Origin of the sequence: Pseudomonas sp. DL (assembly GCF_047199225.1) — a bacterium.
Classification (GTDB): Bacteria; Pseudomonadota; Gammaproteobacteria; order Pseudomonadales; family Pseudomonadaceae; genus Pseudomonas; species Pseudomonas aeruginosa.
Genome location: NZ_CP178323.1, coordinates 480301 through 504640, shown reverse-complemented (window position 1 = coordinate 504640; position 24340 = coordinate 480301). Strand labels below are relative to the sequence as shown.

Here is a 24340-nt window from a genome sequence, read left to right as displayed (position 1 = left end):
GCCGCCGCAGGCTGCTAGACTAGCCGCTCGTATCGCCTGCCGAGCCCTGCCCCGTGACCTCCACCGCTTTCTCCTCGCTGCCGCTTTCCGCGGACCTCCTGGCCAATCTCGACTCCCTCGGTTACCGGGAGATGACGCCGATCCAGGCGCAGAGCCTGCCGCTGATCCTCCAGGGCCACGACCTGATCGCCCAGGCCAAGACCGGCAGCGGCAAGACCGCGGCCTTCGGCCTCGCCCTGCTCAGCCCGCTGAACCCGCGCTACTTCGGCTGCCAGGCGCTGGTGCTGTGCCCGACCCGCGAACTGGCCGACCAGGTCGCCAAGGAGATCCGCCGGCTGGCCCGCGCCGCCGACAACATCAAGGTCCTGACCCTCTGCGGCGGCGTCCCCTACGGCCCGCAGGTGGCTTCGCTGGAGCACGGCGCGCACGTGGTGGTCGGCACCCCGGGGCGCATCCAGGAGCACCTGCGCAAAGGCACCCTGGTCCTCGACGGGCTCAATACCCTAGTCCTCGACGAAGCCGACCGGATGCTCGACATGGGCTTCTACGACAGCATCGCCGAGATCATCGGCCAGCTCCCCGAGCGCCGGCAGACCCTGCTGTTCTCCGCCACCTACCCGGACGGCATCGAGAAGCTGGCGAAGACCTTCATGCGCGATCCGCGACAGGTGAGGGTCGAGTCGCTGCACGCCGACAGCCAGATCGAGCAGCGCTTCTTCGAGATCGATCCGAAGCAGCGCATGGACGCCGTGGTACGCCTGCTCCAGCATTTCCGGCCGCAGTCCTGCGTGGCCTTCTGCCAGACCCGCCAGCAGTGCCAGGAGCTGGCCGACGCACTGAAGGCGCAGCGGATTTCCGCCCTGGCCCTGCACGGCGACCTGGAGCAGCGCGAGCGCGACCAGGTCCTGACGGTGTTCGCCAACCGCAGTTGCAACGTACTGGTGGCCACCGACGTGGCCGCCCGCGGGCTGGACATCGCCGCCCTGGAAACGGTGATCAACGTCGAGCTGGCGCGCGACCCGGAGGTCCACATCCATCGCATCGGACGCAGCGGTCGCGCCGGCGAGAAAGGCCTGGCCCTGTCGCTGGTGGCGCCGGCCGAGGCCAGCCGCGCGCAGGCCATCGAGGACCTGCAGAAGCAGCCGCTGGCCTGGTACGCCCTCGGCCAGTTGAAGGCCAGCCCGGAGCCATTGCTGCCGCCGATGAGCACCCTGTGCATCGCCGGCGGACGCAAGGACAAGGTGCGCCCCGGCGACCTGCTCGGTGCCCTCACCGGCGACGCCGGGCTGCCCGGCAGCGCGGTGGGCAAGATCGCCATCTTCGACTTCCAGGCCTTCGTCGCCATCGAGCGCGGCCTCGCCCACCAGGCCCTCAAGCGCCTGAGCGAAGGCAAGATCAAGGGTCGCTCGTTCAAGGTCCGCCTGCTTTAGCGCGCCGCCGCTTCGCTTGCCGGGCCCGCTCCGGCGCGCGATATCGCCGCCGGGTAACGTTCGGCGCGGCGACGACGTCTTAGCGTTCGCAGGCACGAAGCCTGCATCCGCCAGATGCCCGGCTCGACCGAGTTGCCCACGGCAGCGCTTCCTGCGACTGCGGCGGGCAGCGGACTTCCAGTCGCGCGAAATCGGCCGATTGAATTAGCCGGACAGGCCACATAGGCTGAACCACGGACCATCGGATAGCACTCCGCCCCCATGCCGCCCTCTTCGTTGACACACACGCTCCGCCGCCTCTGGGCCCTCGACAAGTTCGCCTATAGCCTGCGGGTATTCATCGCCCTGGCCGGCGCCCTGCTGCTGTGCTGGTGGCAGGACCGCATCGAGCTGCTGATCCCGCTGTTCCTCGGGATCATCGCCAGCGCCCTGGCGGAGACCGACGACAACTGGCTCGGCCGCCTGCAAGCGCTGCTGGTGACCCTGCTGTGCTTCAGCGTCGCCGCCTTCGCCGTCGAGTTGCTGTTCCCCTATCCCTGGCTGTTCGTTTCCGGGATGGCGCTGTCGGCGTTCGGCATGATCCTCCTCGGCGCCCTCGGCGAGCGCTATGCGGCGATCGCCTCGGCGACCCTGATCCTCTCGATCTACACCATGATCGGCGTGGACCAGCGCGGCGGCGAGGTCGCCGATGTCTGGCACGAACCGCTGCTGCTGGTGGCCGGGGCGGCCTGGTACGGGCTGCTCTCGGTACTGTGGAACGCGCTGTTCTCCAACCAGCCGGTGCAGCAGAGTCTTTCCCGCCTGTATTTCGAGCTGGGCGAATACCTGAGGATCAAGTCGAGCCTGTTCGAACCGTTGCGCCAGCTCGACGTGGAGGGCCAGCGCCTCGCCCTGGCACGGCAGAACGGCAAGGTGGTGGTGGCGCTGAACCAGGCCAAGGAGACCATTCTCAACCGTCTCGGCCATGGCCGGCCGGGCCCCAAGGTGAGCCGCTACCTGAAGCTCTATTTCATCGCCCAGGACGTCCACGAGCGCGCCAGTTCCTCGCACTACCCGTACAACCGGCTGGCCGAGGCGTTCTTCCACAGCGACGTGCTGTTCCGCTGCCAGCGCCTGCTCAACCAGCAGGGCAAGGCCTGCCAGGCCCTGGCGCGGGCTATCCGCCTGCGCCAGCCGTTCGACTACGCCGACCGCGAGCTGGCCCTGGAAGACCTCCAGGCCTCGCTCGAACACCTGCGCCAGCAGAGCAACCCGGCCTGGAAGGGCCTGCTGCGCTCGCTCGGCGCCCTGGCCGCCAACCTCACCACGCTGGACCGCAAGCTGGCCGGGGCGAGCAACCCGGACGCCATCGCCGACGAACAGGACAGCGCCCTGCTCGACCGCTCGCCGCGCAGCCTGAAGGACGCCTTCGAGCGCCTGCGCCAGCAGCTCACCCCGACCTCGCTGCTGTTCCGCCACGGCCTGCGCATGTCCCTGGCGCTGACCGCCGGCTACGGCGTGCTGCACTGGATCCATCCGACCCAGGGCTACTGGATACTGCTCACCACGGTGTTCGTCTGCCAGCCCAACTATGGCGCGACCCGCCTGCGCCTGGTGCAGCGGATCCTCGGTACGGTGGTCGGCCTGGTGGTCGGCTGGGCGCTGATCGACCTGTTCCCCAGCCCGCTGGTGCAGTCGCTGTTCGCGGTCGCCGCCGGGGTCGCCTTCTTCGCCACCCGCAGCAGTCGCTATACCCTGGCGACGGCGGCGATCACCCTGCTGGTGCTGTTCTGCTTCAACCAGGTCGGCGATGGCTACGGGCTGATCCTGCCCCGCCTGTTCGATACCTTGCTGGGCAGCCTGATCGCCGGCCTCGCGGTGTTCCTGGTGCTGCCCGACTGGCAGGGCCGCCGGCTCAACCGCATGCTCGCCAACACCCTCGCCTGCAACAGCCGTTACCTGCGGCAGATCATGCAGCAGTACGCCACCGGCAAGCGCGACGACCTCGACTACCGCACCGCCCGGCGCAACGCGCACAACGCCGACGCGGCGCTGTCGACCACCCTGTCGAACATGCTCCTGGAACCCGGCCATTTCAGGAAGGACGCCGAGATCGGCTTCCGCTTCCTGGTCCTCTCGCACACCCTGCTCAGCTATCTATCCGGTCTCGGCGCGCACCGCGAAAGCCTGCCCGAGGACGCCAGCGACGGCCTCCTGGAGCGCGCCGCCGAGCGGCTCTCCGCCAGCCTCGAGGAAATCGCCGCGAGCCTGGAACAGAAACGCCCGGTCGCCATCTACAGCGAAGAGGAGGAAGCGCTGGCCAAGGAACTGGAGCAGATGCCCGAGGACATGGACGACAGCCATCGCCTGGTACAGACCCAACTGGCGCACATCTGCCGCCAGCTCGCCCCGCTGCGCACCCTGGCCGCGCACTTGCTGAAGAAGGAACTGGCCGGCGCGCAGCCACTGCCAGGCCAGCCCTAGCGCGCGCCGTAGCGCTCCAGCAGGCGCTGGTAGCTGCCGTCGTCGCGCATGCCGCGGATGGCCAGGTCGAAGCCGTCGACGATCTCGTCATGCCGGGGATTCCTCAGGCTCACCAGCAGGTGCAGGCCGTTCTCGCCAAGCGGGATGGGCAGTACCTCCAGCTTGTCGCGCAAATCGGCCAGTTCGCCCTTGAAGGCGACCCCCAGCGCCAGCTCGTCCTCCACCGCCAGGTCGACCCGCCCCGCCTCGAGCATCCGCGCGGCGTTGGCGAAGCTGGTCACGTTGACCTTCTGCAGACGGCTGTCACGGTCGAATTCGGGCGCGTAGGCATAGTCGCGCACGACCGCGATGCGGTAGGGACGCAGGTCGCTCAGGCGGGAAAACTCGATACCCCGCCCCTTGCGTTGCAGCAGGCGGATGCGGTTGCTCAGGTAGGCGCGGGAAAACTGCCCGTAGAGGCTGCGGGCGGGCTCGTACCAGGCGCTCAGGGCGATGTCGTAGTCGCCGCTGCGCACGCCGTACAGGGCACGCGACCAGGGTACCTGCTGGAAACTCGAGTCGAAGCCGGCGCGCTTGAGCGCGGTGGTCACCAGTTCCACCGCCAGGCCGTTGCCAGGCAGGCGCGAATCGACGAAAGGCGGCCAGGAGTCGCCGACCAGGCGCAGGTTGGCGGCAGGCAGCGCGCAAGGGAGGAGCAATGTCAGCAGCAGGAGTGCGCATCGCAGCATGAAGGAGCGTCCCGGGAGTGGATCGCCACAGCATAGCCATCCCGACCCCGGGCACGCATGTCCCCGTGTCGCGGCTCGATGATATTTCCATCACAAACCGCACGCGTTCACCTCTCCTCTTCCTCTCCGGCGGCCTTTTCGTTCCGCGGCGCGGCACCTGCGTACTTGCCGCCGAAGAGTTCGATCGGCATCGGGAAGACGATGGTCGAACTCTTGTCGCCGGCGATCGCGCCGAGGGTCTGCATGTAGCGCAACTGCATGGCGCCACTCTGCCGGCCGAGCATCTGCGCCGCCTGCATGAGTTTCTCCGAGGCTTGCAGCTCGCCCTCGGCATGGATCACCTTGGCCCTGCGCTCACGCTCCGCCTCGGCCTGCCGGGCGATGGCGCGAACCATCGATTCGTTGAGATCGACGTGCTTGATTTCCACATTCGCCACCTTGATGCCCCAGGCGTCGGTCTGCGCATCGAGCACTTGCTGGATATCCAGGTTCAGGCGCTCGCGCTCGGCGAGCATCTCGTCCAGCTCGTGCTTGCCCAGCACCGCGCGCAGGGTGGTCTGGGCCAACTGGCTGGTGGCGGCCAGGTAGTTCTCCACCTGGATGATCGCCTTCTGCGGATCGAGCACGCGGAAGTACACCACCGCGTTGACCTTCACCGAAACGTTGTCGCGGGAAATCACATCCTGCGGCGGCACGTCGAGGACGATGGTGCGCAGGTCGATGCGCACCATCTGCTGGATCGCCGGGATCACCAGCACCAGCCCCGGCCCCTTGACCTTCCAGAACCGCCCGAGCTGGAACACCACGCCGCGCTCGTACTCGCGGAGGATGCGCAGCGCGCTGAACAGCAGCAGCGCGAGGAACACCAGCAACATCGCCAAACCATAGGAAATACCCATCATCCACCTCCTTCATCGGCCAGCGCGACTTCCAGGAGCAGGCCCTTGCGCGCCAGCACCCAGACCGGCTGGCCCACCGCCAGCGGCCGCGCGGCGAGCACCCGCCAGCGCTCGCCCTGGAGCTGCACCCAGCCTGCGCAGGGTTGTTCGGAATCCACCGCCGCCACCGTCGCCAGGCTGCCGACCAATCCGGCGGTGCCACTTACCACCGCTTGCCGGCGAGTACGCAGGGCCATGCCCAGCAGACCGACGATCAGCGCGGCGCTGAGCAACGCCAAGGCCACCACCAGGCCGGGCGGAATGCCGTAGCCGGGCACCTCGGTATCGATCAGGATCAGCGCGCCGACTACGAACGAGACGATTCCGCCGATGCCGAGCACGCCGAAGCTGGCGACGAACGCCTCGCCCACCATGAACGCCAGGCCCAGCGCGATCAGCGCCAGCCCGGCGTAGTTGACCGGTAGCATCTGCAGGGCGTACAGGCCAAGCAGCAGGCAGATGCCGCCGAGCACGCCGGGCAACGCCATGCCGGGATTGGCCAGTTCGAAGATCAGCCCGTAGATGCCGATCATCATCAGGATCAGCGCCACGCTGGGATCGGTGAGCACCGCCAGCAACCGCGCGCGCCAGTCCGGTGCCTGGCGCTCGACCGTGGCGCCGGCGGTAGCCAGGGTAAGCGCGCGCTCGCCGACGCGCAGGCTGCGGCCGTCGAGCTGGCGCAGCAGGTCGGGCAGGTCGCGGGCCTGCAGGTCGGTCACCTTCTGCGCCGCCGCCTCGTGCGCCGCCAGGCTGACCGCCTCGCGCACCGCGCGCTCGGCCCATTCGACGTTGCGCCCGCGCAACTGCGCGAGGCCACGGATATAGGCGGCGGCGTCGTTGACCTGCTTGCGCGCCATGGGTTCGACGTCCCGCGCCGGGGGCTTCTCTGCGGGCTTGTCCGGCGTCCCCAGGCGCACCGGGGTGGCGGCGCCGAGGTTGGTCCCCGGCGCCATCGCCGCGATATGGCAGGCATGCAGGATGTAGGTGCCGGCGCTCGCCGCCCGCGCCCCGCTGGGCGCGACGAAACCGGCGACCGGCACCTGGCTGGCGAGGATCGCCTTGACGATGCGCCGCATCGATGCGTCCAGGCCGCCGGGCGTGTCCAGTTCCAGCACCACCAGTTGCGCGCCGTCCTCGGCGGCACGCTCGATGCCGCGCACCAGGTAATCGGCGCTGGCCGGGCCGATCGCACCATCCACCGAGAGCACCCGTACCGGTCCGGAGGCCGCGAGACAGGCCGGGCCGGCGAAGCACAGCAACAGCGCCAGCGCGAGCCGGCACAGCATCCGCATATCGACCTCCCCGACCGCCCGGCCGGGCCACCCCGGGACGAAGGCGCTCGTCCCGCGCACCGGGCCGGCAAGCGACCGGCCCCGCCGCGCACTTCTCAGTCTAGTCCAGTGGCTCTCGCCTTCCCCGCGCGTGTCCGGATCGGCAAATCCCTCAACATGCCAACTTTTTAGCGACGAAATGATGGCACTCGCCACAGGAATTCATTAATCTTCGCGGCCGCAGCGGGCAGGCCGCCTGGCGCCCGACCCCATCCGGCTTCCGGCGGCCTCCCGCGGCCCTTGTCCTTTCTTCGCCAGACGAAGCCGGTATGCGAAAGACATAACTTGTCACAATCGCCTGCCCATCATGTGCCGGTCATCCCCAGCGCGGACCCGCACCATGACCTCCGATGTCCTTCCCGCCGTCGCCGTCGCCAGTGCCGCCGGCAACGCGCACAAGCCCCATCTCGAGCAGCGTCCCGGCCGCCTCACCGCCCTCGTATTCTTCGCCGTGCTCGCCACCGGACTGCTGTTCAGCGCCTACAGCCTGATGCAGGACGTCGATGACGTCGGTTCCGCGATCACCACCTGGACGCCCTTCCTGCTGCTCGGCGTGGCCCTGCTGATCGCCCTCGGCTTCGAGTTCGTCAACGGCTTCCACGACACCGCCAACGCGGTGGCCACGGTGATCTACACCCACTCGCTGCCGCCGCACTTCGCGGTGGTCTGGTCGGGTTGCTTCAACTTTCTCGGCGTATTGCTCTCCAGCGGCGCGGTGGCCTTCGGCATCATCGCCCTGCTGCCGGTGGAACTGATCCTGCAGGTCGGTTCCTCGGCCGGCTTCGCCATGGTCTTCGCCCTGCTGATCGCCGCCATCCTGTGGAACCTCGGGACCTGGTGGCTGGGCCTGCCGGCGTCGTCCTCGCACACCCTGATCGGCTCGATCATCGGCGTCGGCGTGGCCAACGCGCTGATGCATGGGCGCGATGGCACCAGCGGGGTGGACTGGGGCCAGGCGACCAAGGTCGGCTACTCCCTGCTGCTCTCGCCGCTGATCGGCTTCGCCTGCGCCGCCCTGTTGCTCCTGGCGCTGCGCCTGCTGGTGAAGAACCGCGCGCTGTACAAGGCGCCGAAGGGCAAGGCGCCGCCGCCCTGGTGGATCCGCGGCCTGCTGATCCTGACCTGTACCGGGGTGTCCTTCGCCCATGGCTCCAACGACGGACAAAAAGGCATGGGCCTGATCATGCTGATCCTGGTCGGCACCCTGCCGATGGCCTACGCCCTGAACCGCACCATGCCGGCGGACCAGGCGGTGCAGTTCGCCGCCGTCGCCGAGGTCACCCAGCAAGCGCTGGTGAAGAGCGCGCCGCAACCGGCGCCGGCCGATCCGCGCCAGGTACTCTCCGACTACGTGCGCAGCAAGCAGGCATCGCCTGAGCTGATCCCGGCGCTGGCCGCCCTGACCGGCTCGATCGGCCAGGAAGTGAAAGGCTATGGCGCGTTCTCGCGGGTACCGGCGGAAGCCATGGGCAACGTGCGCAACGACATGTACCTGACCTCCGAGGCGATCCGCCTGATGGACAAGGACGGCGTCGGCCGCTTCGACGCCGACACCCGCGGCAAATTGCAGGCGTTCAAGCAGAAGATCGACGACGCCACCAAGTTCATCCCGCTATGGGTGAAGATCGCCGTGGCCATCGCCCTCGGCCTGGGCACCATGGTCGGCTGGAAACGCATCGTGGTGACGGTCGGCGAGAAGATCGGCAAGACCCACCTGACCTACGCCCAGGGCGCCTCGGCGGAAACCGTGGCGATGCTGACCATTGGCGCGGCGGACCTGTATGGCTTGCCGGTCTCCACCACCCATGTGCTGTCTTCCGGGGTGGCCGGGACCATGGCGGCGAACGGTTCGGGGCTACAGTGGAAGACCATCCGCAACCTGCTGATGGCCTGGGTGCTGACGCTGCCGGCGGCGATCCTGCTCTCGGCCTCGCTCTACTGGCTGCTCACCCGGCTGTTCTGAAACACGGCGGCCGGCACAGGTGCCGGCCGCTCGTCGCGCCGCTCAGGGCAGGACTTCGTCTTCCTTGAACTGGTCCTTGATGTAGGTGATCTCGGTCTTGCCGTGGGGCGCCGGCAGGCCGTCCGGGCCGAGGTTGACGAAGACCATCTTGTCGATGGTGAGGATGCTCTTGCGGGTGATCTTGTTGCGCACGTGGCAGGTCATGGTCAGCGAGGTACGACCGAAGTCGGTGGCGGTGATGCCCAGCTCGATGATGTCGCCCTGGCGCGCCGAGCTGACGAAGTTGATCTCGGAAATGTACTTGGTGACCACGCGCTGGTTGCCCAGCTGGATGATCGCGTAGATCGCCGCTTCTTCGTCGATCCAGCGCAGCAGGCTGCCGCCGAACAGGGTGCCGTTGGGGTTGAGATCTTCTGGCTTGACCCACTTGCGGGTGTGGAAATTCATGTGAACTCCTGGTGTGGTGCTCCGCGGCCGCCATCCTGGCCGTCGTGGAGGATGCCCGGCGGTATCGCCGCCGCGGCTCCGCGGGACCCGGCGGATCGGCCCGGTCCCGGGGGCGGCGCGTCCTGCCTGCGCCACCCGATGTTCCTGCGCGTTCAGCCCAGCCCGTTGGCCTCGCGGTACTGCCTGGCCTCTTCCACCAGCCAGTCGCGGAAGGCATTGAGCATCGCCGATTCGACCCTGCGCTCGGGAATGATCAGGTAATACGCATTCTCGCTCAAATAGGCATGTTGCATGGGCACGATAAGCCTTCCGTCGGCCAGCTCGTCCTGGATCAGGAAGGGCGGTATGAGGGCCACGCCCATGCCGTGCATGGCCGCCTGGGCAAGCATGGAGAACAGCTCGTAGCGCGGCCCGCTCATGTCGTGGGCGACGTTCAGTCCCTGGGAGTGAAACCACTGGCGCCAAGCGTAGGGCCGGGTGCTCTGCTGCATCAGCGGCAGCCCGGCGACCTGCTCGGCGCTCAGCGTTCGACGCCCGCCCAGCAGCTCCGGGCTGCACACCGGCACCGGATTCTCGCGCATCAGGAAATGCGAGACGGTACCCGACCAGTCGGCGTCGCCGAAGTACAGCGCGGCGTCGAACTCGGTGTCGGCGAAGAGGAACGGGCGGGTGCGGTTGGTCAGGTTGACCGTGACCTCCGGGTGCAGCCGCTGGAAACGCTTGAGCCGCGGCAACAGCCATTGGGTGCCGAAGGTCGGCACCACCGCCAGTTCGATCGCGCCGCCGCCCTGGTGCCCCATCACCGCCAGGGTGTCGCGCTCCACCGCGTCGAGGCGTACCGCCACCCGCCGGCTATAGGACAGCCCGGCCTCGGTGAGCTTGACCCCGCGCCGCGAGCGACGGAACAGCTCGACACCGAGGAACTCCTCGAGCGTGGCGATCTGCCGGCAGATCGCGCTCTGGGTCAGGGACAACTCCTCCGCCGCCTTGGTGAAGCTCTCGTGGCGCGCGGCGGATTCGAAGCTGACCAGCGCGGCGGTGGAAGGGATCTTGCGTCGCATGGAGGACTCCGGAGTGCCGGTTTCGCATCTATGACGCCCAGGTCACGATTCCTCGCGCCTCTTCAAGGGCATGAAATACGAGACTCATTTTCTCGGAGTGAGAAAATAGCACAAGTGCGTGCGAATTCCTCGTTTGCCGCCCCATTCGCTAGGCTCTTAGGATGCTTCCATTCCGGCTGGCCCACGCCAGCCTCCGCTACCGCTTGACGAGGATGTACGCATGGCCACCAAAGCTAGCTTCAACTGGGAAGATCCCCTGCTGCTGGACCAGCAGCTCACCGAAGAAGAGCGCATGGTTCGCGACAGCGCCCAGCAGTTCGCCCAGGACAAGCTGGCCCCGCGCGTGCTCGAAGCCTTCCGCCACGAACAGACCGACCCGAAGATCTTCCGCGAGATGGGCGAGACCGGCCTGCTCGGCGCGACCATTCCCGAAGCCTACGGCGGCAGCGGCCTCAACTACGTCTGCTATGGCCTGATCGCTCGCGAAGTCGAGCGCGTCGACTCCGGCTATCGCTCGATGATGAGCGTGCAGTCCTCGCTGGTGATGGTGCCGATCCATGAATTCGGCAACGAAGCCACCCGGCAGAAGTACCTGCCCAAGCTGGCCAGCGGCGAATACATCGGCTGCTTCGGCCTGACCGAGCCGAACCACGGTTCCGACCCGGGCTCGATGGTCACCCGGGCGAAGAAGGTCGACGGCGGCTATCGCCTGAGCGGCAGCAAGATGTGGATCACCAACAGCCCGATCGCCGACGTCTTCGTGGTCTGGGCCAAGGATGACGAAGGGCAGATCCGCGGCTTCGTCCTCGAGAAGGGCTGGGAAGGCCTGAGCGCCCCGGCGATCCATGGCAAGGTCGGCCTGCGTGCCTCGATCACCGGCGAGATCGTGATGGACAACGTGTTCGTTCCGGAAGAGAACGCCTTCCCCGAAGTGCGCGGCCTGCGCGGTCCGTTCACCTGCCTGAACTCGGCGCGCTACGGGATCTCCTGGGGCGCCCTGGGCGCCGCCGAATTCTGCTGGCACACCGCCCGCCAGTACGTGCTCGACCGCCAGCAGTTCGGCCGCCCGCTGGCCGCCAACCAACTGATCCAGAAGAAGCTGGCCGACATGCAGACCGAGATCACCCTGGCCCTGCAAGGCTGCCTGCGCCTGGGGCGGATGAAGGACGAAGGCACCGCGGCGGTGGAAATCACCTCGATCATGAAGCGCAACAGCTGCGGCAAGGCCCTCGACATCGCCCGCCTGGCCCGCGACATGCTGGGCGGCAACGGCATCTCCGACGAATTCGGCATCGCCCGCCACCTGGTCAACCTGGAAGTGGTGAACACCTACGAGGGCACCCACGATGTCCACGCGCTGATCCTCGGCCGCGCGCAGACCGGCATCCAGGCATTCTTCTGAGCCACCGAGCAACACCCCGGCGCGCTTTTTCACGGTAGCGCGCCGGCCGCCGGGGGGACGGGCAAGGAACCCGTCTTCCCGGCCATTTCCGTTTCCAGCCCCCAGCAGCGAGAACCGTCATGCCCGGCGCCCTTTCCCATATCCGCGTACTCGACCTGTCCCGTGTCCTGGCCGGCCCCTGGGCCGGGCAGATCCTCGCCGACCTCGGCGCCGAGGTGATCAAGATCGAGCGCCCCGGCAGCGGCGACGACACCCGCGCCTGGGGCCCGCCGTTCCTCAAGGATGCCGAAGGCAACGACACCAGCGAGGCGGCCTACTACCTGTCGGCCAACCGCAACAAGAAGTCGGTGACGGTGGACTTCACCCAGCCGGAAGGCCAGCGCATCGTTCGCGAACTGGCGGCCAAGGCCGACATCCTGCTGGAGAACTTCAAGGTCGGCGGGCTCAAGGCCTATGGCCTCGACTATGAATCGCTGAAGCAGGTCAACCCGAAGCTGATCTACTGTTCGATCACCGGCTTCGGCCAGTCCGGCCCCTATGCCAAGCGCGCCGGCTATGACTTCATGATCCAGGGCCTGGGCGGCCTGATGAGCCTCACCGGGCGCGCCGACAACGAGGAAGGCGCCGGTCCGGTGAAGGTCGGCGTGGCGCTGACCGATATCCTCACCGGGCTGTACTCCTCCACCGCGGTGCTCGCCGCCCTCGCCCACCGCGACGTTAGCGGCATCGGCCAGCACATCGACATGGCCCTGCTCGACGTGCAGGTCGCCTGCCTGGCCAACCAGACCCTCAACTACTTGACCACCGGCGTGCCGCCGCGGCGCCTGGGCAACGCACACCCGAACATCGTGCCGTACCAGGACTTCCCCACCGCCGACGGCGACATGATCCTCACGGTCGGCAACGACAGCCAGTTCCGCAAGTTCGCCGAGTTGGCAGACCACCCGGAATGGGCCGACGACCCGCGCTTCGCCACCAACAAGGCGCGGGTGGCCAACCGCGAGGTGCTGATCCCGCTGATCCGCCAGGCCACGGTGCTGCACACCACCGCCGAGTGGATTCTTTCCCTGGAGCGCGCCGGCGTGCCCTGCGGGCCGATCAACGACCTGGCGCAGGTGTTCGCCGACCCGCAGGTGCAGGCCCGCGGCCTGCGCGTGGAGCTACCGCACCCGCTGGCCGGGACGGTGCCGCAGGTAGCCAGCCCGATCCGCCTGTCCGAGACGCCGGTGGAATACCGCAACCCGCCGCCCACCCTCGGCCAGCACACCGACGAGGTCCTCGAGACGCTCCTCGGCCTGGACGCGGCCGCGCTGGAAAGGCTGCGCGACAGCAAGGTGATCTGAGCCCCGCGCCCCGCCCCAGCGACGCATCGGCGGACAACGCCCCACCGTACCCCGCGCAACACCGCGACGTAGGGCGCATAACCGCAACGCGGTTATCCGCCGGCCAGCCGAGCATCGGCGGATAACGCCCCTGGCGTTATTCGCCCTACCGACCCCGTGTAGAAGGCGGTCGATGCCGGCGCCTCGATGGAAGCGCCACTCAGGCCGCCAGGCGGCCGCCGGCGATCGCCTCGGAGGCCTTGAGCATGGCCCGCAACAGCACCGCGCAGCCGGCGGCCAGGTCGTCGGGGCTGGCGTTCTCGATCTCGTTGTGGCTGATGCCGTTCTCGCAGGGCACGAAGATCATCCCCGCCGGACCGAGTTCGGCGAGGAAGATCGCGTCGTGGCCGGCGCCGCTGACGATGTCCATCTGCGGCATGCCCAGCGCCTGCGCCGCCTCGCGCACCGCGCCGACGCATCCCTGGTCGAAGTACAGCGGCGGGAAATCGGCGGTCGGCACCAGCTCGTATTGCAAGCCATGCTTCTCGCAGGTAGCGGCGATCACCTGGCGGACCTCGGCGATCATCGAGTCCAGGCGCTCCGGTTGCAGATGGCGGAAGTCCAGGGTCATCTTCACTTCGCCGGGTATCACGTTACGCGAACCGGGATAGGCGTGCAGGCAGCCGACCGTGCCGCAAGCATGCGGCTGATGGCCGAGGGCCGCGCGATTGACCGCCTCGACCACCGCCGCGGCACCGACCAGGGCGTCCTTGCGCAGGTGCATCGGCGTTGGCCCGGCGTGTGCCTCGACGCCGCGCAGGGACAGGTCGAACCATTTCTGCCCGAGCGCGCCGAGCACCACGCCGATGGTCTTCTCCTCGTCCTCGAGGATCGGCCCCTGTTCGATGTGCGCCTCGAAATAGGCGCCCACCGGATGTCCGAGACAATCGCGCGCTCCCGCGTAGCCGATGGCGTCCAGCGCCTCGCCTACGCTGACACCGTCGGCATCGCGCTTGGCCAGGGTCTCCTCCAGGGTGAACTTCCCGGCGAATACGCCCGAGCCCATCATGCAGGGCGCGAAGCGCGAGCCTTCCTCGTTGGTCCACACCACCACCTCCAGCGGCGCCTCGGTTTCCACCCCGAGGTCGTTGAGGGTGCGGATCACCTCGAGGCCGGCCATCACCCCGAAGCAGCCGTCGAACTTGCCACCGGTGGGCTGGGTGTCGATGTGGCTACCGGTCATCACCGGGGGCAAGTCCGGGTTACGCCCGGGACGACGGGCGAAGATGTTGCCGACCCGATCGACGCTGACCGTGCAGCCGGCCGCTTCGCACCATTGCACGAAGAGATCGCGGGCCTGGCGGTCGAGATCGCTCAGGGCCAGGCGGCAGACCCCACCCTTGGCGGTGGCGCCGAGGCGGGCGAGATCCATCAGCGATTGCCAGAGGCGCTGGCCATCGATGTGTCGCTGGGTGGATTGCAGGACGTTCCGGGCAGTGCTCATTGTCGTCTCCTCAGGCTTGGAGTAGGTGTCGGCGGCTCGCCGGCCGCCTGTATGCCCATCAGGGCAGCGGTTTGGCCAATGCCGCCGGGCTCCGCGCACGGCGGCCGCAGAGGCCGTAGTAGAGCGCGCCGCCGAGCAGCGAGCCGGTGAACCAGCCGTAGTCGTAGAACCAGTGGAACTGGCGGTTGCCGAGGGCCATGACGGTCAGCGCCACCGGCACCGCGAAGGCGGCGAAGCCGGGCCAGTTCCAGGCCGGGTAGACGTCGTCGCGGTAGAGTCCGGCGAGGTCGAGGCGTTGCCTGCGCACCAGGAAGTAGTCCACCACCATGATCCCCGCGATCGGCCCGAGCAGGCTGGAGTAGCCGAGCAGCCAGTTGGAGTAGACGCTTTCCAGGCTGAGGTCGGAAACGATCCAGCCGAGCTTCTTCAGCAACTCGTGGGCCATCAGCGCCAGGCCGATGAAACCGGTGAGCCAGACGGCGCGGGTGCGGCCGATGAGTTTCGGTGCGATGTTCTGGAAGTCGTTGGTCGGCGAGACGATGTTCGCCGCGGTGTTGGTCGAGAGGGTGGCGACGATGATCAACGCCATCGCCACCGCCACCCAGCCGGGGCTGGGGATGTGCCCGATCAGGCTGACCGGGTCGGAAACCGTCTCGCCCACCAGCGAAGCCGAGGCGGCGGTCATCACCACGCCGAGGGCGGCGAACAGGAACATGGTCAGCGGCAGGCCGAAGATCTGCCCGAGTATCTGGTCCTTCTGGCTACGCGCATAGCGGCTGAAGTCGGGGATGTTCAGCGACAGCGTGGCCCAGAAGCCGACCATCGCCGTCAGCCCGGCCATGAAGTAGCCGGTGACGCTGGCGCCTTCCGGGCGCTTCGGCGGCTGCGCCAGCAGTTCGCTGACCGATATGTGCGGCAGCGCCCACACCAGCAGGCCGAGGCCGACCAGCACCAGCAGCGGTGCCGAGAGTGTCTCCAGCCATTTGATCGACTCCGCGCCGCGCAGCACCACCCACAGGTTCAGCCCCCAGAACAGGAGGAAACCGATCACCTCGCCGGTACCGCCGAGGGCTTTCCAGGCGGGAAAGATCGAACCGAGGAAGAGATGGATCGCCAGCCCGCCGAACAGCGTCTGGATGCCGAACCAGCCGCACGCGACCACGGCGCGGATCAGGCATGGCACGTTGGAGCCGATGATGCCGAACGAAGCGCGCAGCAGCACCGGGAAGGGAATGCCGTAGCGGGTGCCGGCGAAGGCATTGAGGGTCAGCGGGATCAGCACCACCAGGTTGGCCAGCAGGATCGCCAGCAGCGCTTCGCCGACGCTGAGGCCGAAGTAGGCGGTGAGGACGCCGCCGAGGGTGTAGGTGGGCACGCAGATGGACATGCCGATCCACAGCGCGGTGATGTGCCACCTGTTCCAGGTACGCTGTTCCACCCGGGTCGGGGCGATGTCATGGTTGTAGCGGGGGCTGTCGAGTACGTCGCTGCCGGCGGACAGCTCGACCAAGCCGTCGCGCTCGGTCACTTCCGATCTGCTCTGTTGCATGGGCCTCTCCAGAATTCTTTTAGTTATTCGCTCATCGGGCTAATGCGATGGCCGGAGTACCGCACCACCAGTACTGCACCTCCGGTCCGGACAATGCCGTGGCGGGCGGCACTCAATAAGCGTGCCGAAAACCCCGCGACGTCACTGGGCAGGCCGGTCTACTGGAGGTAACCGACTGATCTGAAACACTTCATCGACAACGTCGGTGACACGCTGACGGGCAGTCCGGCGTGTCACCGGGGGAAATGCGCGAGCCTGTCGCCCCGGTCAGGAACCAAAGGAGTGCAGGCGAACTTTTTTCATCTCCCCACAACCGTTCGAACACGGCTTTCAAGCGGCTGATTTTGCATGGGAAATCTCGACCTTTTTGAATTCTTGTCAAGCGCGTCAAAATGGTGAGAACCCTCACCATTTTGGTGATATTTATTTTTAATTATTTAAAATCAATAAGTTACAAACTCAAACAACCATTTGAAAATAATCTTGCTCAATCGATGATCAGCATCTAGATTCGAATCCTGTCAGCGCTGACAGGATTACAAAAGTCCTCGGCGCATGGCGAAAAAACAATTTCAAGAACCGGCAACGACCGGTCAGCCTGCGAGGAAAGACGGCATGTCCCTGTTGATCCGTGGCGCCACCGTGGTTACTCACGAAGAGAGTTATCGAGCCGACGTGCTCTGTGCCAACGGCCTCATCCAGGCCATCGGCGAGAACCTCGAAACCCCCTCCGGCTGCGACGTCCTCGACGGCGGTGGCCAGTACCTGATGCCGGGCGGCATCGACCCCCATACCCACATGCAGTTGCCCTTCATGGGCACGGTGGCCAGCGAGGACTTCTTCAGCGGCACCGCGGCCGGGCTGGCCGGAGGGACCACCTCGATCATCGACTTCGTCATCCCCAACCCGCGACAGTCGCTGCTGGAGGCCTTCCACACCTGGCGCGGCTGGGCGCAGAAATCCGCTGCGGACTACGGCTTCCACGTCGCCATCACCTGGTGGAGCGACGAGGTCGCCCGGGAAATGGGCGAGCTGGTGGCACAGCACGGGGTGAACAGCTTCAAGCACTTCATGGCCTACAAGAACGCCATCATGGCCGCCGACGATACCCTGGTGGCCAGCTTCGAGCGCTGCCTGGAGCTGGGCGCGGTGCCGACGGTGCACGCGGAGAACGGCGAACTGGTCTTCCACCTGCAGCAGAAACTCCTCGCCCAGGGCCTCACCGGCCCCGAGGCGCATCCGCTGTCGCGTCCGCCGCAAGTCGAGGGCGAGGCCGCCAGCCGCGCCATCCGCATCGCCGAGACGCTGGGTACGCCGCTGTACCTGGTGCATATTTCCAGCCGCGAGGCGCTGGACGAGATCGCCTATGCCCGCGCCAAGGGCCAGCCGGTCTACGGCGAGGTGCTGGCCGGGCACCTGCTGCTCGACGACAGCGTCTACCGCCACCCGGACTGGGCCACCGCGGCCGGCTACGTGATGAGCCCGCCGTTCCGTCCCGTCGAACACCAGGAAGCGCTGTGGCGCGGCCTGCAGTCCGGCAACCTGCATACCACCGCCACCGACCACTGCTGCTTCTGCGCCGAGCAGAAGGCCATGGGCCGCGACGACTTCAGCAAGATTCCCAATGGCACGGCCGGCATCGAGGACCGCATGGCGCTGCTGTGGGACGCCGGGGTCAACAGCGGGCGCCTGTCGATGCACGAGTTCGTCGCGCTGACCTCCACCAACACCGCGAAGATCTTCAACCTGTTCCCGCGCAAGGGCGCGATCCGCGTCGGCGCGGATGCCGACCTGGTGCTCTGGGACCCGCAGGGCAGCCGCACCCTCTCGGCCGCCACCCATCACCAGCGGGTCGATTTCAACATCTTCGAAGGTCGCACCGTGCGCGGCATACCCAGCCACACCATCAGCCAGGGCAAGCTGCTCTGGGCCGCCGGCGACCTGCGCGCCGAACCCGGCGCCGGACGCTACGTGGAGCGCCCGGCCTACCCGTCGGTGTACGAAGTGCTCGGCCGCCGCGCCGAACGCCAGCGCCCGGTCGCCGTCGAGCGCTGATCCTTCCCGCAATACCGGACCGGCCCGTAGAGGCCGGACGGTGCCGTATTGCCGTTGACTGCCCCGAGAAGAAACCAGAAGAGAGGCTACAACCGTGATCGATTCCCTGAACCACCTCCCCCGTCCGGACGCCGGCGCGGACACGCTCGCCGAGCGCTTCGCCGACCTCGCGCCGCCGCTCAACGCCCGCCAGGCCGCCCTGGAAAGCGCCCGCTGCCTGTACTGCTACGACGCGCCCTGCGTCAACGCCTGCCCGACCGAGATCGACATCCCCGGGTTCATCCGCAGCATCGCCCAGGAGAATGTCCAGGGCGCGGCGCAGAAGATCCTCTCGGCGAACATCCTCGGCGGCAGCTGCGCCCGCGTCTGCCCCACGGAAATCCTCTGCCAGCGGGCCTGCGTACGCAACAACGCCCAGGAATGCGCACCGGTGCTGATCGGCCAGTTGCAACGCTACGCCCTCGACCACGCCGGCTTCGGCGAACATCCGTTCAAGCGCTCGCCGGCCACCGGCAAGCGCATCGCCGTGGTCGGCGCCGGGCCGGCCGGGCTGTCCTGCGCCCACCGCCTGGCCATGCACGGCCACGACGTGGTGCTCTTCGAGGCCCGCGCCAAGGCCGGCGGCCTCAACGAGTACGGCATCGCCCGCTACAAGCTGGTGGACGACTTCGCCCGGCGCGAAGTGGAATTCCTCCTGCAGATCGGCGGTATCGAACTGCGCCACGGCCAGCGTCTCGGCGACAACCTGGCGCTCGGCGCCCTGCACGACGAGTACGACGCGGTGTTCCTCGGCATCGGCCTGGCCGCCAGCAAGCGCCTCGGCCTGGAAGACGAGGACGCCCCCGGCCTGCTCGCCGCCACCGACTACATCCGCGAGCTGCGGCAGAGCGACGACCTGCTCGACCTGCCCGTCGCCGACCGTTGCATCGTCATCGGCGCCGGCAACACCGCCATCGACATGGCGGTGCAGATGAGCCGGCTCGGCGCCCGCGACGTCAACCTGGTCTACCGCCGTGGCTTCGAGGAAATGGGCGCCACCGGCCACGAGCAGGAGATCGCCAAGGCCAGCCAGGTGCGCCTGCTGACCTGGGCCCGACCGGAACGGGTACTGCTTGACGAGCAAGGCCGGGTGCGCGGCATGCGCTTCGCCCGCACGCGCCTGGAGAACGGTCGCCTGGGCGACACCGGCGAGCACTTCGAACTGGCCGCCGACGCCATCTTCAAGGCCATCGGCCAGGCCTTCGAAGGCGCCAGCCTGGGCGATCCGCTGGCAGCGCAACTGCGGCGCGACGGCGAGCGCATCCAGGTCGACGGACAGATGCGCACCAGCATCCCCGGCATCTACGCCGGCGGCGACTGCGTGGCGCTCGGCGAGGACCTCACCGTGCAGGCGGTGCAGCACGGCAAACTGGCGGCGGAAGCGATCCACGCCCAACTCATGCTCAACGTGGAGGCTGCGTGATGGCCGACCTGTCTATCGAATTCGCCGGCATCAAGTCGCCCAACCCCTTCTGGCTGGCCTCCGCGCCGCCCACCGACAAGGCCTACAACGTGGTCCGCGCCTACCAGGCGGGCTGGGGCGGGGTGGTCTGGAAGACCCTCGGCGAAGACCCCGCGGCGGTCAACGTGTCGTCGCGTTATTCCGCGCACTTCGGACCGAACCGCCAGGTGCAGGGGATCAACAACATCGAGCTGATCACCGACCGCTCGCTGGAGATCAACCTGCGCGAGATCGCCCAGGTGAAGAAGGACTGGCCAGACCGCGCGCTGATCGTGTCGCTGATGGTGCCCTGCGTCGAGGAGTCGTGGAAATACATCCTGCCGCTGGTGGAAGCCACCGGCGCCGACGGTATCGAGCTGAACTTCGGTTGCCCCCACGGCATGCCCGAGCGCGGCATGGGCGCGGCGGTGGGCCAGGTACCGGAGTACGTGGAGATGGTCACCCGCTGGTGCAAGACCCACTGCTCGCTGCCGGTGATCGTCAAGCTCACCCCCAACATCACCGACATCCGCCAGTCGGCGCGCGCCGCCCATCGTGGCGGCGCCGACGCGGTGTCGCTGATCAACACCATCAACTCGATCACCAGCGTCGACCTGGAGCGCATGGTCGCCCTGCCCGTGGTCGGCACCCAGAGCACCCACGGCGGCTACTGCGGCTCGGCGGTGAAGCCGATCGCCCTGAACATGGTCGCCGAGATCGCCCGCGACCCGCAGACCCGCGGCCTGCCGATCTGTGGCATCGGCGGTATCGGCAGTTGGCGCGACGCAGCGGAATTCGTCGCGCTCGGCTGCGGCGCGGTGCAGGTATGCACGGCGGCGATGCTGCACGGCTTCCGTATCGTCGAGGACATGCAGGACGGTCTCGCGCGCTGGATGGACAGCCATGGCTACCAGCGGCTGTCCGATTTCAGCGGCGGCGCGGTGGGCAATACCACCGACTGGAAGTACCTGGACATCAACTACCAGGTGATCGCCCGCATCGACCAGGACGCCTGCATCGGTTGCGGCCGCTGCCATATCGCCTGCGAGGACACCTCGCACCAGGCCATCGCCAGCCTGCCCCGGGCCGACGGTACGCACCGCTACGAAGTGATCGACGCCGAGTGCGTGGGCTGCAACCTGTGCCAGATCACCTGTCCGGTGGAGAACTGCATCGAAATGGTGCCGCAGGACACCGGCAAGCCCTATCTCAACTGGACCCAGGATCCGCGCAACCCCTACCGCGAAGCCTCCTGAACGCAGGGCGGCGCCCGCATCCCCGGCGGACGCCGCCCTGCCGCGCGCCGGCACGCTTCCTGCGTGCCGCTGCGGTCCGACGACGCGCAACGGCGTCTGTCGGATCGACCCGCCTTCGACTACCATTCGCCGCGGCCCGGCCGACGCTCCCGGACGGCCGGCGCCCCACGGAGACTCGCGCATGTCCGCAGACAGCAACTACAGCCAGCAACCGGTCCCGCTGGCAGCGCGCAAGAGCGCGCTGGCCCTGAGCGTGGTGATGCTCGGCCTGACCTTCTTTTCCGCCAGCATGTGGACCGGCGGCACCCTCGGCACCGGCCTGAGCTACGACGACTTCTTCCTCGCCGTGCTGCTGGGCAACCTGATGCTCGGCCTGTACACCGCGATCCTCGGCTTCATCGGCGCGCGCACCGGCCTTTCCACCCACCTGCTGGCGCATTACTCGTTCGGCAGCAAGGGCTCCTGGCTGCCCTCGGCGTTGCTCGGCGGCACCCAGGTCGGCTGGTTCGGCGTCGGCGTAGCGATGTTCGCCATCCCGGTGGCCAAGGCCACCGGCCTCGACGTCAACCTGCTGATCCTGGTTTCCGGAGCGCTTATGACCCTCACGGTGTTCTTCGGCATCGCCGGTCTGACCCTGCTGTCGGCCATCGCGGTCCCGGCGATCGTCGTTCTCGGCAGCTACTCGGTATGGCTCGCGGTGCGCGACGCCGGCGGCCTGGCGGCGCTGCAGCAGGTGACGCCGAGCGCGCCGCTGAGCCTCTCGACCGCGATCGCCCTGGTGGTCGGCTCGTTCGTCAGCGCCGGCACCCTCACCGCCGACTTCGTCCGCTTCGGCCGCAGCGCGCGTACCGCCGTGGTGGTGTGCCTGGTGGCGTTCTTCCTCGGCAACTCGCTGATGTTCATCTTCGGCGCGGCCGGCGCGGCGGCGGTGGGCAAGTCGGACATCTCCGACGTGATGATCGCCCAGGGCCTGCTGATCCCGGCGATCCTGGTCCTCGGCCTGAACATCTGGACCACCAACGACAACGCGCTGTATGCCTCCGGCCTCGGCTTCGCCAACATCACCGGCCTCTCCAGCCGCTTCCTGGCGATGCTCAACGGCGCCCTCGGCACCCTCGCCGCGCTCTGGCTGTACAACCACTTCGTCGGCTGGCTGACCTTCCTCTCCGCCGCCATCCCGCCCATCGGCGGGGTGATCATCGCCGACTACCTGAGTCACCGCCGGCGCTACCGCCAGCACCCCTGCGCGGACATCCAGGCGATCAACTGGGCGGCGATCCTCGCCGTCGCCTGCGGCACCGCCGCCGGCCACTGGCTGCCGGGGATAGTGCCGGTCAACGCGGTGCTCGGCGCCGCCATCGCCTACCTGCTGCTCAATCCCCTGCTGAGCCGCAGCCCGAACAAACCAGAAGAGGTCCTCCATGCTGATTGACAACCTGCGCCTGCGCGGCCGCGAAGGTCTCTGGCAACTGCGCGTCGCCGATGGCCGTATCGCCGCCCTGGTGCCGATGGAACAGGCCGCCGACGACGCCGGCGAGCGCCTGGACGGCGCCGGCGGTCTTGCCGTGCCGCCGTTCATCGAGCCGCACATCCACCTCGACACCACCCAGACCGCCGGCCAGCCGGAGTGGAACCGCTCCGGCACGCTGTTCGAAGGCATCGAGCGCTGGGCCCAGCGCAAGGCCCTGCTCAGCCACGAGGACGTCAAGCAGCGCGCCTGGCAGACCCTGAAATGGCAGATCGCCAACGGCGTGCAGCACGTGCGCAGCCACGTCGACGTCTCCGACCCGACCCTCACCGCGCTCAAGGCCATGCTCGAGGTGCGCGGCGAAGTGGCGCCCTGGGTCGACCTGCAGATCGTCGCCTTCCCCCAGGAGGGCATTCTCTCCTACCCCAACGGCCTGGAACTGCTGGAGGAGTCGCTGCGCCTGGGCGCCGACGTGGTGGGGGCGATCCCGCATTTCGAATTCACCCGCGAGCTGGGCGTCGAGTCGCTGCACAAGGCCATCGACCTGGCCAAGCGCTACGACCTGCCGGTGGACGTGCATTGCGACGAAATCGACGACGAGCAGTCGCGCTTCCTCGAGACCCTGGCCATGCTCGCCCATCGCGACGGCCTCGGCGCACGGGTCACCGCCAGCCACACCACGGCGATGCACTCCTACAACGGCGCCTACACCTCGCGGCTGTTCCGCCTGCTGAAACTGTCGGGAATCAACTTCGTCGCCAACCCGCTGGTGAACATCCACCTGCAGGGTCGCTTCGACGACTACCCGAAGCGCCGCGGCATCACCCGGGTCAAGGAACTGCTCGGTGCCGGGATCAACACCTGCTTCGGCCACGACGACGTGTTCGACCCCTGGTACCCGCTGGGCACCGCGAACATGCTGCAGGTGCTGCACATGGGCCTGCACGTGACGCAGATGATGGGCTACGACGAGATCGACGGCGGCCTCGACCTGATCACCCGCAACAGCGCCCGCACCCTCGGCCTGCGGGAATACGGCATCGAGGTCGGCCATCCGGCCAACCTGCTGGTGCTGCCGGCCCGCGACGGCTTCGACGCGGTGCGCCGGCAGGTCCCGGTGCGCTACTCGATCCGCGGCGGACGGCTGCTCGCCGAGACGGTCCCGGCGCAGACCACGGTGTTCCTCGAACAGGCGGAAGCGGTGGACTTCACCCGCGCCAGCTGAGCCATCGCCGGAGCCTTCTAGCGAAGGCTCCGCTGCTCAGGGCTCCAATCCGATTCCGCGCAGGACCACGCTGGTCACCGTCTGTACCGCCCTTTCGAACTGCATGTCGCTGAGCGGCTGGTGGCCGTTGAGCACCTCGACCTGGTAGCCGAAGTCGGCGTAGTGCTGGGTGGAGGCCCAGATCATGTAGAGCAGGCTGCTCGGTTCGATCGGCAGGATGCGCTTTTCCTCGACCCACTGGCGGATCTTCGCCTCCTTCATCTTGGCCCATTCGTAGAGGCTGTCGTCGAGGGTGGCGCCGAGCAGCGGCGCGCCATGCATGATTTCGTTGGCCCAGACCTTGGAGCCATGCGGGCGGGTGCGCGAATGGTTCATCTTCGCGCGGATATAGCTGGTCAATACCACCCTTGGGTCATCGAACATCTCGAAGCAGAGGGCGTCCTGCTTCCAGACCTCGAGCAGGCCGAGGAGGACGTCGCGGTACAGCTCGTCCTTGGTGCTGAAGTAGTAGTGCAGGTTGGAGCGCGGCAGTTCGGCTTCTTCGGCGATGTTGCCCATGGAGGTGCCGGCGTAGCCTTTTTCGGCGAAGACTTTTTCGGCGGCCAGGAGAATCTTCTCGACGTTGCGGCGGCGGATCTCGATCTTGTGTGTGCCCATGTGCGATCCATTACTGCGAATTCAACCAAGGCTACCAGCAAATCCGGGCGTGCGGCGACGC

General features: G+C 67.6%; 18 protein-coding genes. 10 read left to right on the top strand and 8 right to left on the bottom strand.

Annotation, left to right across the window (positions count from 1 at the left end):
* The first annotated feature begins 53 nt into the window (after positions 1–53).
* Together dbpA and yccS are read left to right on the top strand one after the other, a co-directional pair.
* Positions 54–1430, top strand: a complete 1377-nt coding sequence (gene dbpA, locus ACI766_RS02275) for an ATP-dependent RNA helicase DbpA (protein ID WP_003113273.1) — start codon at positions 54–56, stop codon at positions 1428–1430.
* Between the two features lie 261 nt (positions 1431–1691).
* Positions 1692–3893, top strand: coding sequence for a YccS family putative transporter (gene yccS / locus ACI766_RS02270; protein WP_019371386.1), 2202 nt, complete (start codon positions 1692–1694; stop codon positions 3891–3893).
* Here the strand turns inward: yccS and ACI766_RS02265 are convergent.
* The 3 genes from ACI766_RS02265 to ACI766_RS02255 all read right to left on the bottom strand — a co-directional run bounded on the left by ACI766_RS02265 (position 3890) and on the right by ACI766_RS02255 (position 6851).
* Positions 3890–4621 (bottom strand): substrate-binding periplasmic protein, encoded by a 732-nt coding sequence (locus tag ACI766_RS02265; protein ID WP_003099929.1) that lies wholly within the window; start codon positions 4619–4621, stop codon positions 3890–3892. The genes yccS and ACI766_RS02265 overlap by 4 nt on opposite strands.
* A 107-nt stretch (positions 4622–4728) precedes the next feature.
* Complete coding sequence (locus ACI766_RS02260; protein ID WP_003118835.1) at positions 4729–5523, bottom strand: slipin family protein; 795 nt, start codon at positions 5521–5523, stop codon at positions 4729–4731.
* Positions 5520–6851 (bottom strand): NfeD family protein, encoded by a 1332-nt coding sequence (locus ACI766_RS02255; RefSeq protein ID WP_034010521.1) that lies wholly within the window; start codon positions 6849–6851, stop codon positions 5520–5522. The genes ACI766_RS02260 and ACI766_RS02255 overlap by 4 nt, the downstream gene beginning before the upstream one ends.
* 379 nt (positions 6852–7230) lie before the next feature.
* Here ACI766_RS02255 and ACI766_RS02250 point away from each other — a divergent pair, with 379 nt between their 5' ends.
* Entirely contained in the window at positions 7231–8853 is a 1623-nt protein-coding gene (locus ACI766_RS02250; protein ID WP_034022648.1) for an inorganic phosphate transporter, read from the top strand.
* A 42-nt stretch (positions 8854–8895) separates the two neighbouring features.
* Here the strand turns inward: ACI766_RS02250 and ACI766_RS02245 are convergent, their stop codons facing one another.
* Together ACI766_RS02245 and ACI766_RS02240 are read right to left on the bottom strand one after the other, a co-directional pair.
* Entirely contained in the window at positions 8896–9300 is a 405-nt protein-coding gene (locus ACI766_RS02245) for an acyl-CoA thioesterase (protein WP_003084686.1), read from the bottom strand.
* A gap of 152 nt (positions 9301–9452) precedes the next feature.
* Positions 9453–10361 carry a LysR family transcriptional regulator gene (locus tag ACI766_RS02240; protein WP_003109731.1) on the bottom strand — a complete coding sequence of 303 codons (909 nt, stop codon included), beginning with the start codon at positions 10359–10361 and terminating at the stop codon, positions 9453–9455.
* A 220-nt stretch (positions 10362–10581) separates the two neighbouring features.
* Here ACI766_RS02240 and ACI766_RS02235 point away from each other — a divergent pair, with 220 nt between their 5' ends.
* Both ACI766_RS02235 and ACI766_RS02230 read left to right on the top strand, forming a co-directional pair.
* Positions 10582–11763 carry an acyl-CoA dehydrogenase gene (locus ACI766_RS02235; RefSeq protein ID WP_003084682.1) on the top strand — a complete coding sequence of 394 codons (1182 nt, stop codon included), beginning with the start codon at positions 10582–10584 and terminating at the stop codon, positions 11761–11763.
* A gap of 119 nt (positions 11764–11882) precedes the next feature.
* Positions 11883–13106, top strand: a complete 1224-nt coding sequence (locus ACI766_RS02230) for a CaiB/BaiF CoA transferase family protein (RefSeq protein WP_023086912.1) — start codon at positions 11883–11885, stop codon at positions 13104–13106.
* A gap of 199 nt (positions 13107–13305) precedes the next feature.
* On the opposite strand, the gene ACI766_RS02225 is transcribed toward ACI766_RS02230, so the two are convergent.
* Complete coding sequence (locus ACI766_RS02225) at positions 13306–14589, bottom strand: Zn-dependent hydrolase (RefSeq protein ID WP_003084676.1); 1284 nt, start codon at positions 14587–14589, stop codon at positions 13306–13308.
* A 58-nt stretch (positions 14590–14647) separates the two neighbouring features.
* Positions 14648–16138: an NCS1 family nucleobase:cation symporter-1 gene (locus ACI766_RS02220; protein ID WP_003084674.1), complete on the bottom strand. Its 1491-nt coding sequence runs from the start codon at positions 16136–16138 to the stop codon at positions 14648–14650.
* A 615-nt stretch (positions 16139–16753) separates the two neighbouring features.
* On the opposite strand from ACI766_RS02220, the gene hydA reads away from it, so the two are divergent.
* From hydA to ACI766_RS02195, 5 genes are all read left to right on the top strand, one after another.
* Complete coding sequence (gene hydA, locus ACI766_RS02215) at positions 16754–18193, top strand: dihydropyrimidinase (RefSeq protein ID WP_003099919.1); 1440 nt, start codon at positions 16754–16756, stop codon at positions 18191–18193.
* A gap of 94 nt (positions 18194–18287) precedes the next feature.
* Positions 18288–19655, top strand: a complete 1368-nt coding sequence (locus ACI766_RS02210; protein WP_014602397.1) for an NAD(P)-dependent oxidoreductase — start codon at positions 18288–18290, stop codon at positions 19653–19655.
* The gene (gene preA, locus ACI766_RS02205) at positions 19652–20929 is read left to right on the top strand and encodes an NAD-dependent dihydropyrimidine dehydrogenase subunit PreA (RefSeq protein ID WP_003118829.1); all 1278 of its coding nucleotides are present in this window, start codon (positions 19652–19654) and stop codon (positions 20927–20929) included. Before ACI766_RS02210 ends, preA begins: the two co-directional genes overlap by 4 nt.
* 181 nt (positions 20930–21110) lie before the next feature.
* Positions 21111–22361: a cytosine permease gene (gene codB / locus ACI766_RS02200; protein ID WP_023086806.1), complete on the top strand. Its 1251-nt coding sequence runs from the start codon at positions 21111–21113 to the stop codon at positions 22359–22361.
* Complete coding sequence (locus ACI766_RS02195; RefSeq protein ID WP_003084657.1) at positions 22351–23622, top strand: cytosine deaminase; 1272 nt, start codon at positions 22351–22353, stop codon at positions 23620–23622. Before codB ends, ACI766_RS02195 begins: the two co-directional genes overlap by 11 nt.
* Before the next feature lie 36 nt (positions 23623–23658).
* Here the strand turns inward: ACI766_RS02195 and ACI766_RS02190 are convergent, their stop codons facing one another.
* Complete coding sequence (locus tag ACI766_RS02190; protein WP_016252892.1) at positions 23659–24279, bottom strand: TetR/AcrR family transcriptional regulator; 621 nt, start codon at positions 24277–24279, stop codon at positions 23659–23661.
* Between the last annotated feature and the right edge of the window lie 61 nt (positions 24280–24340).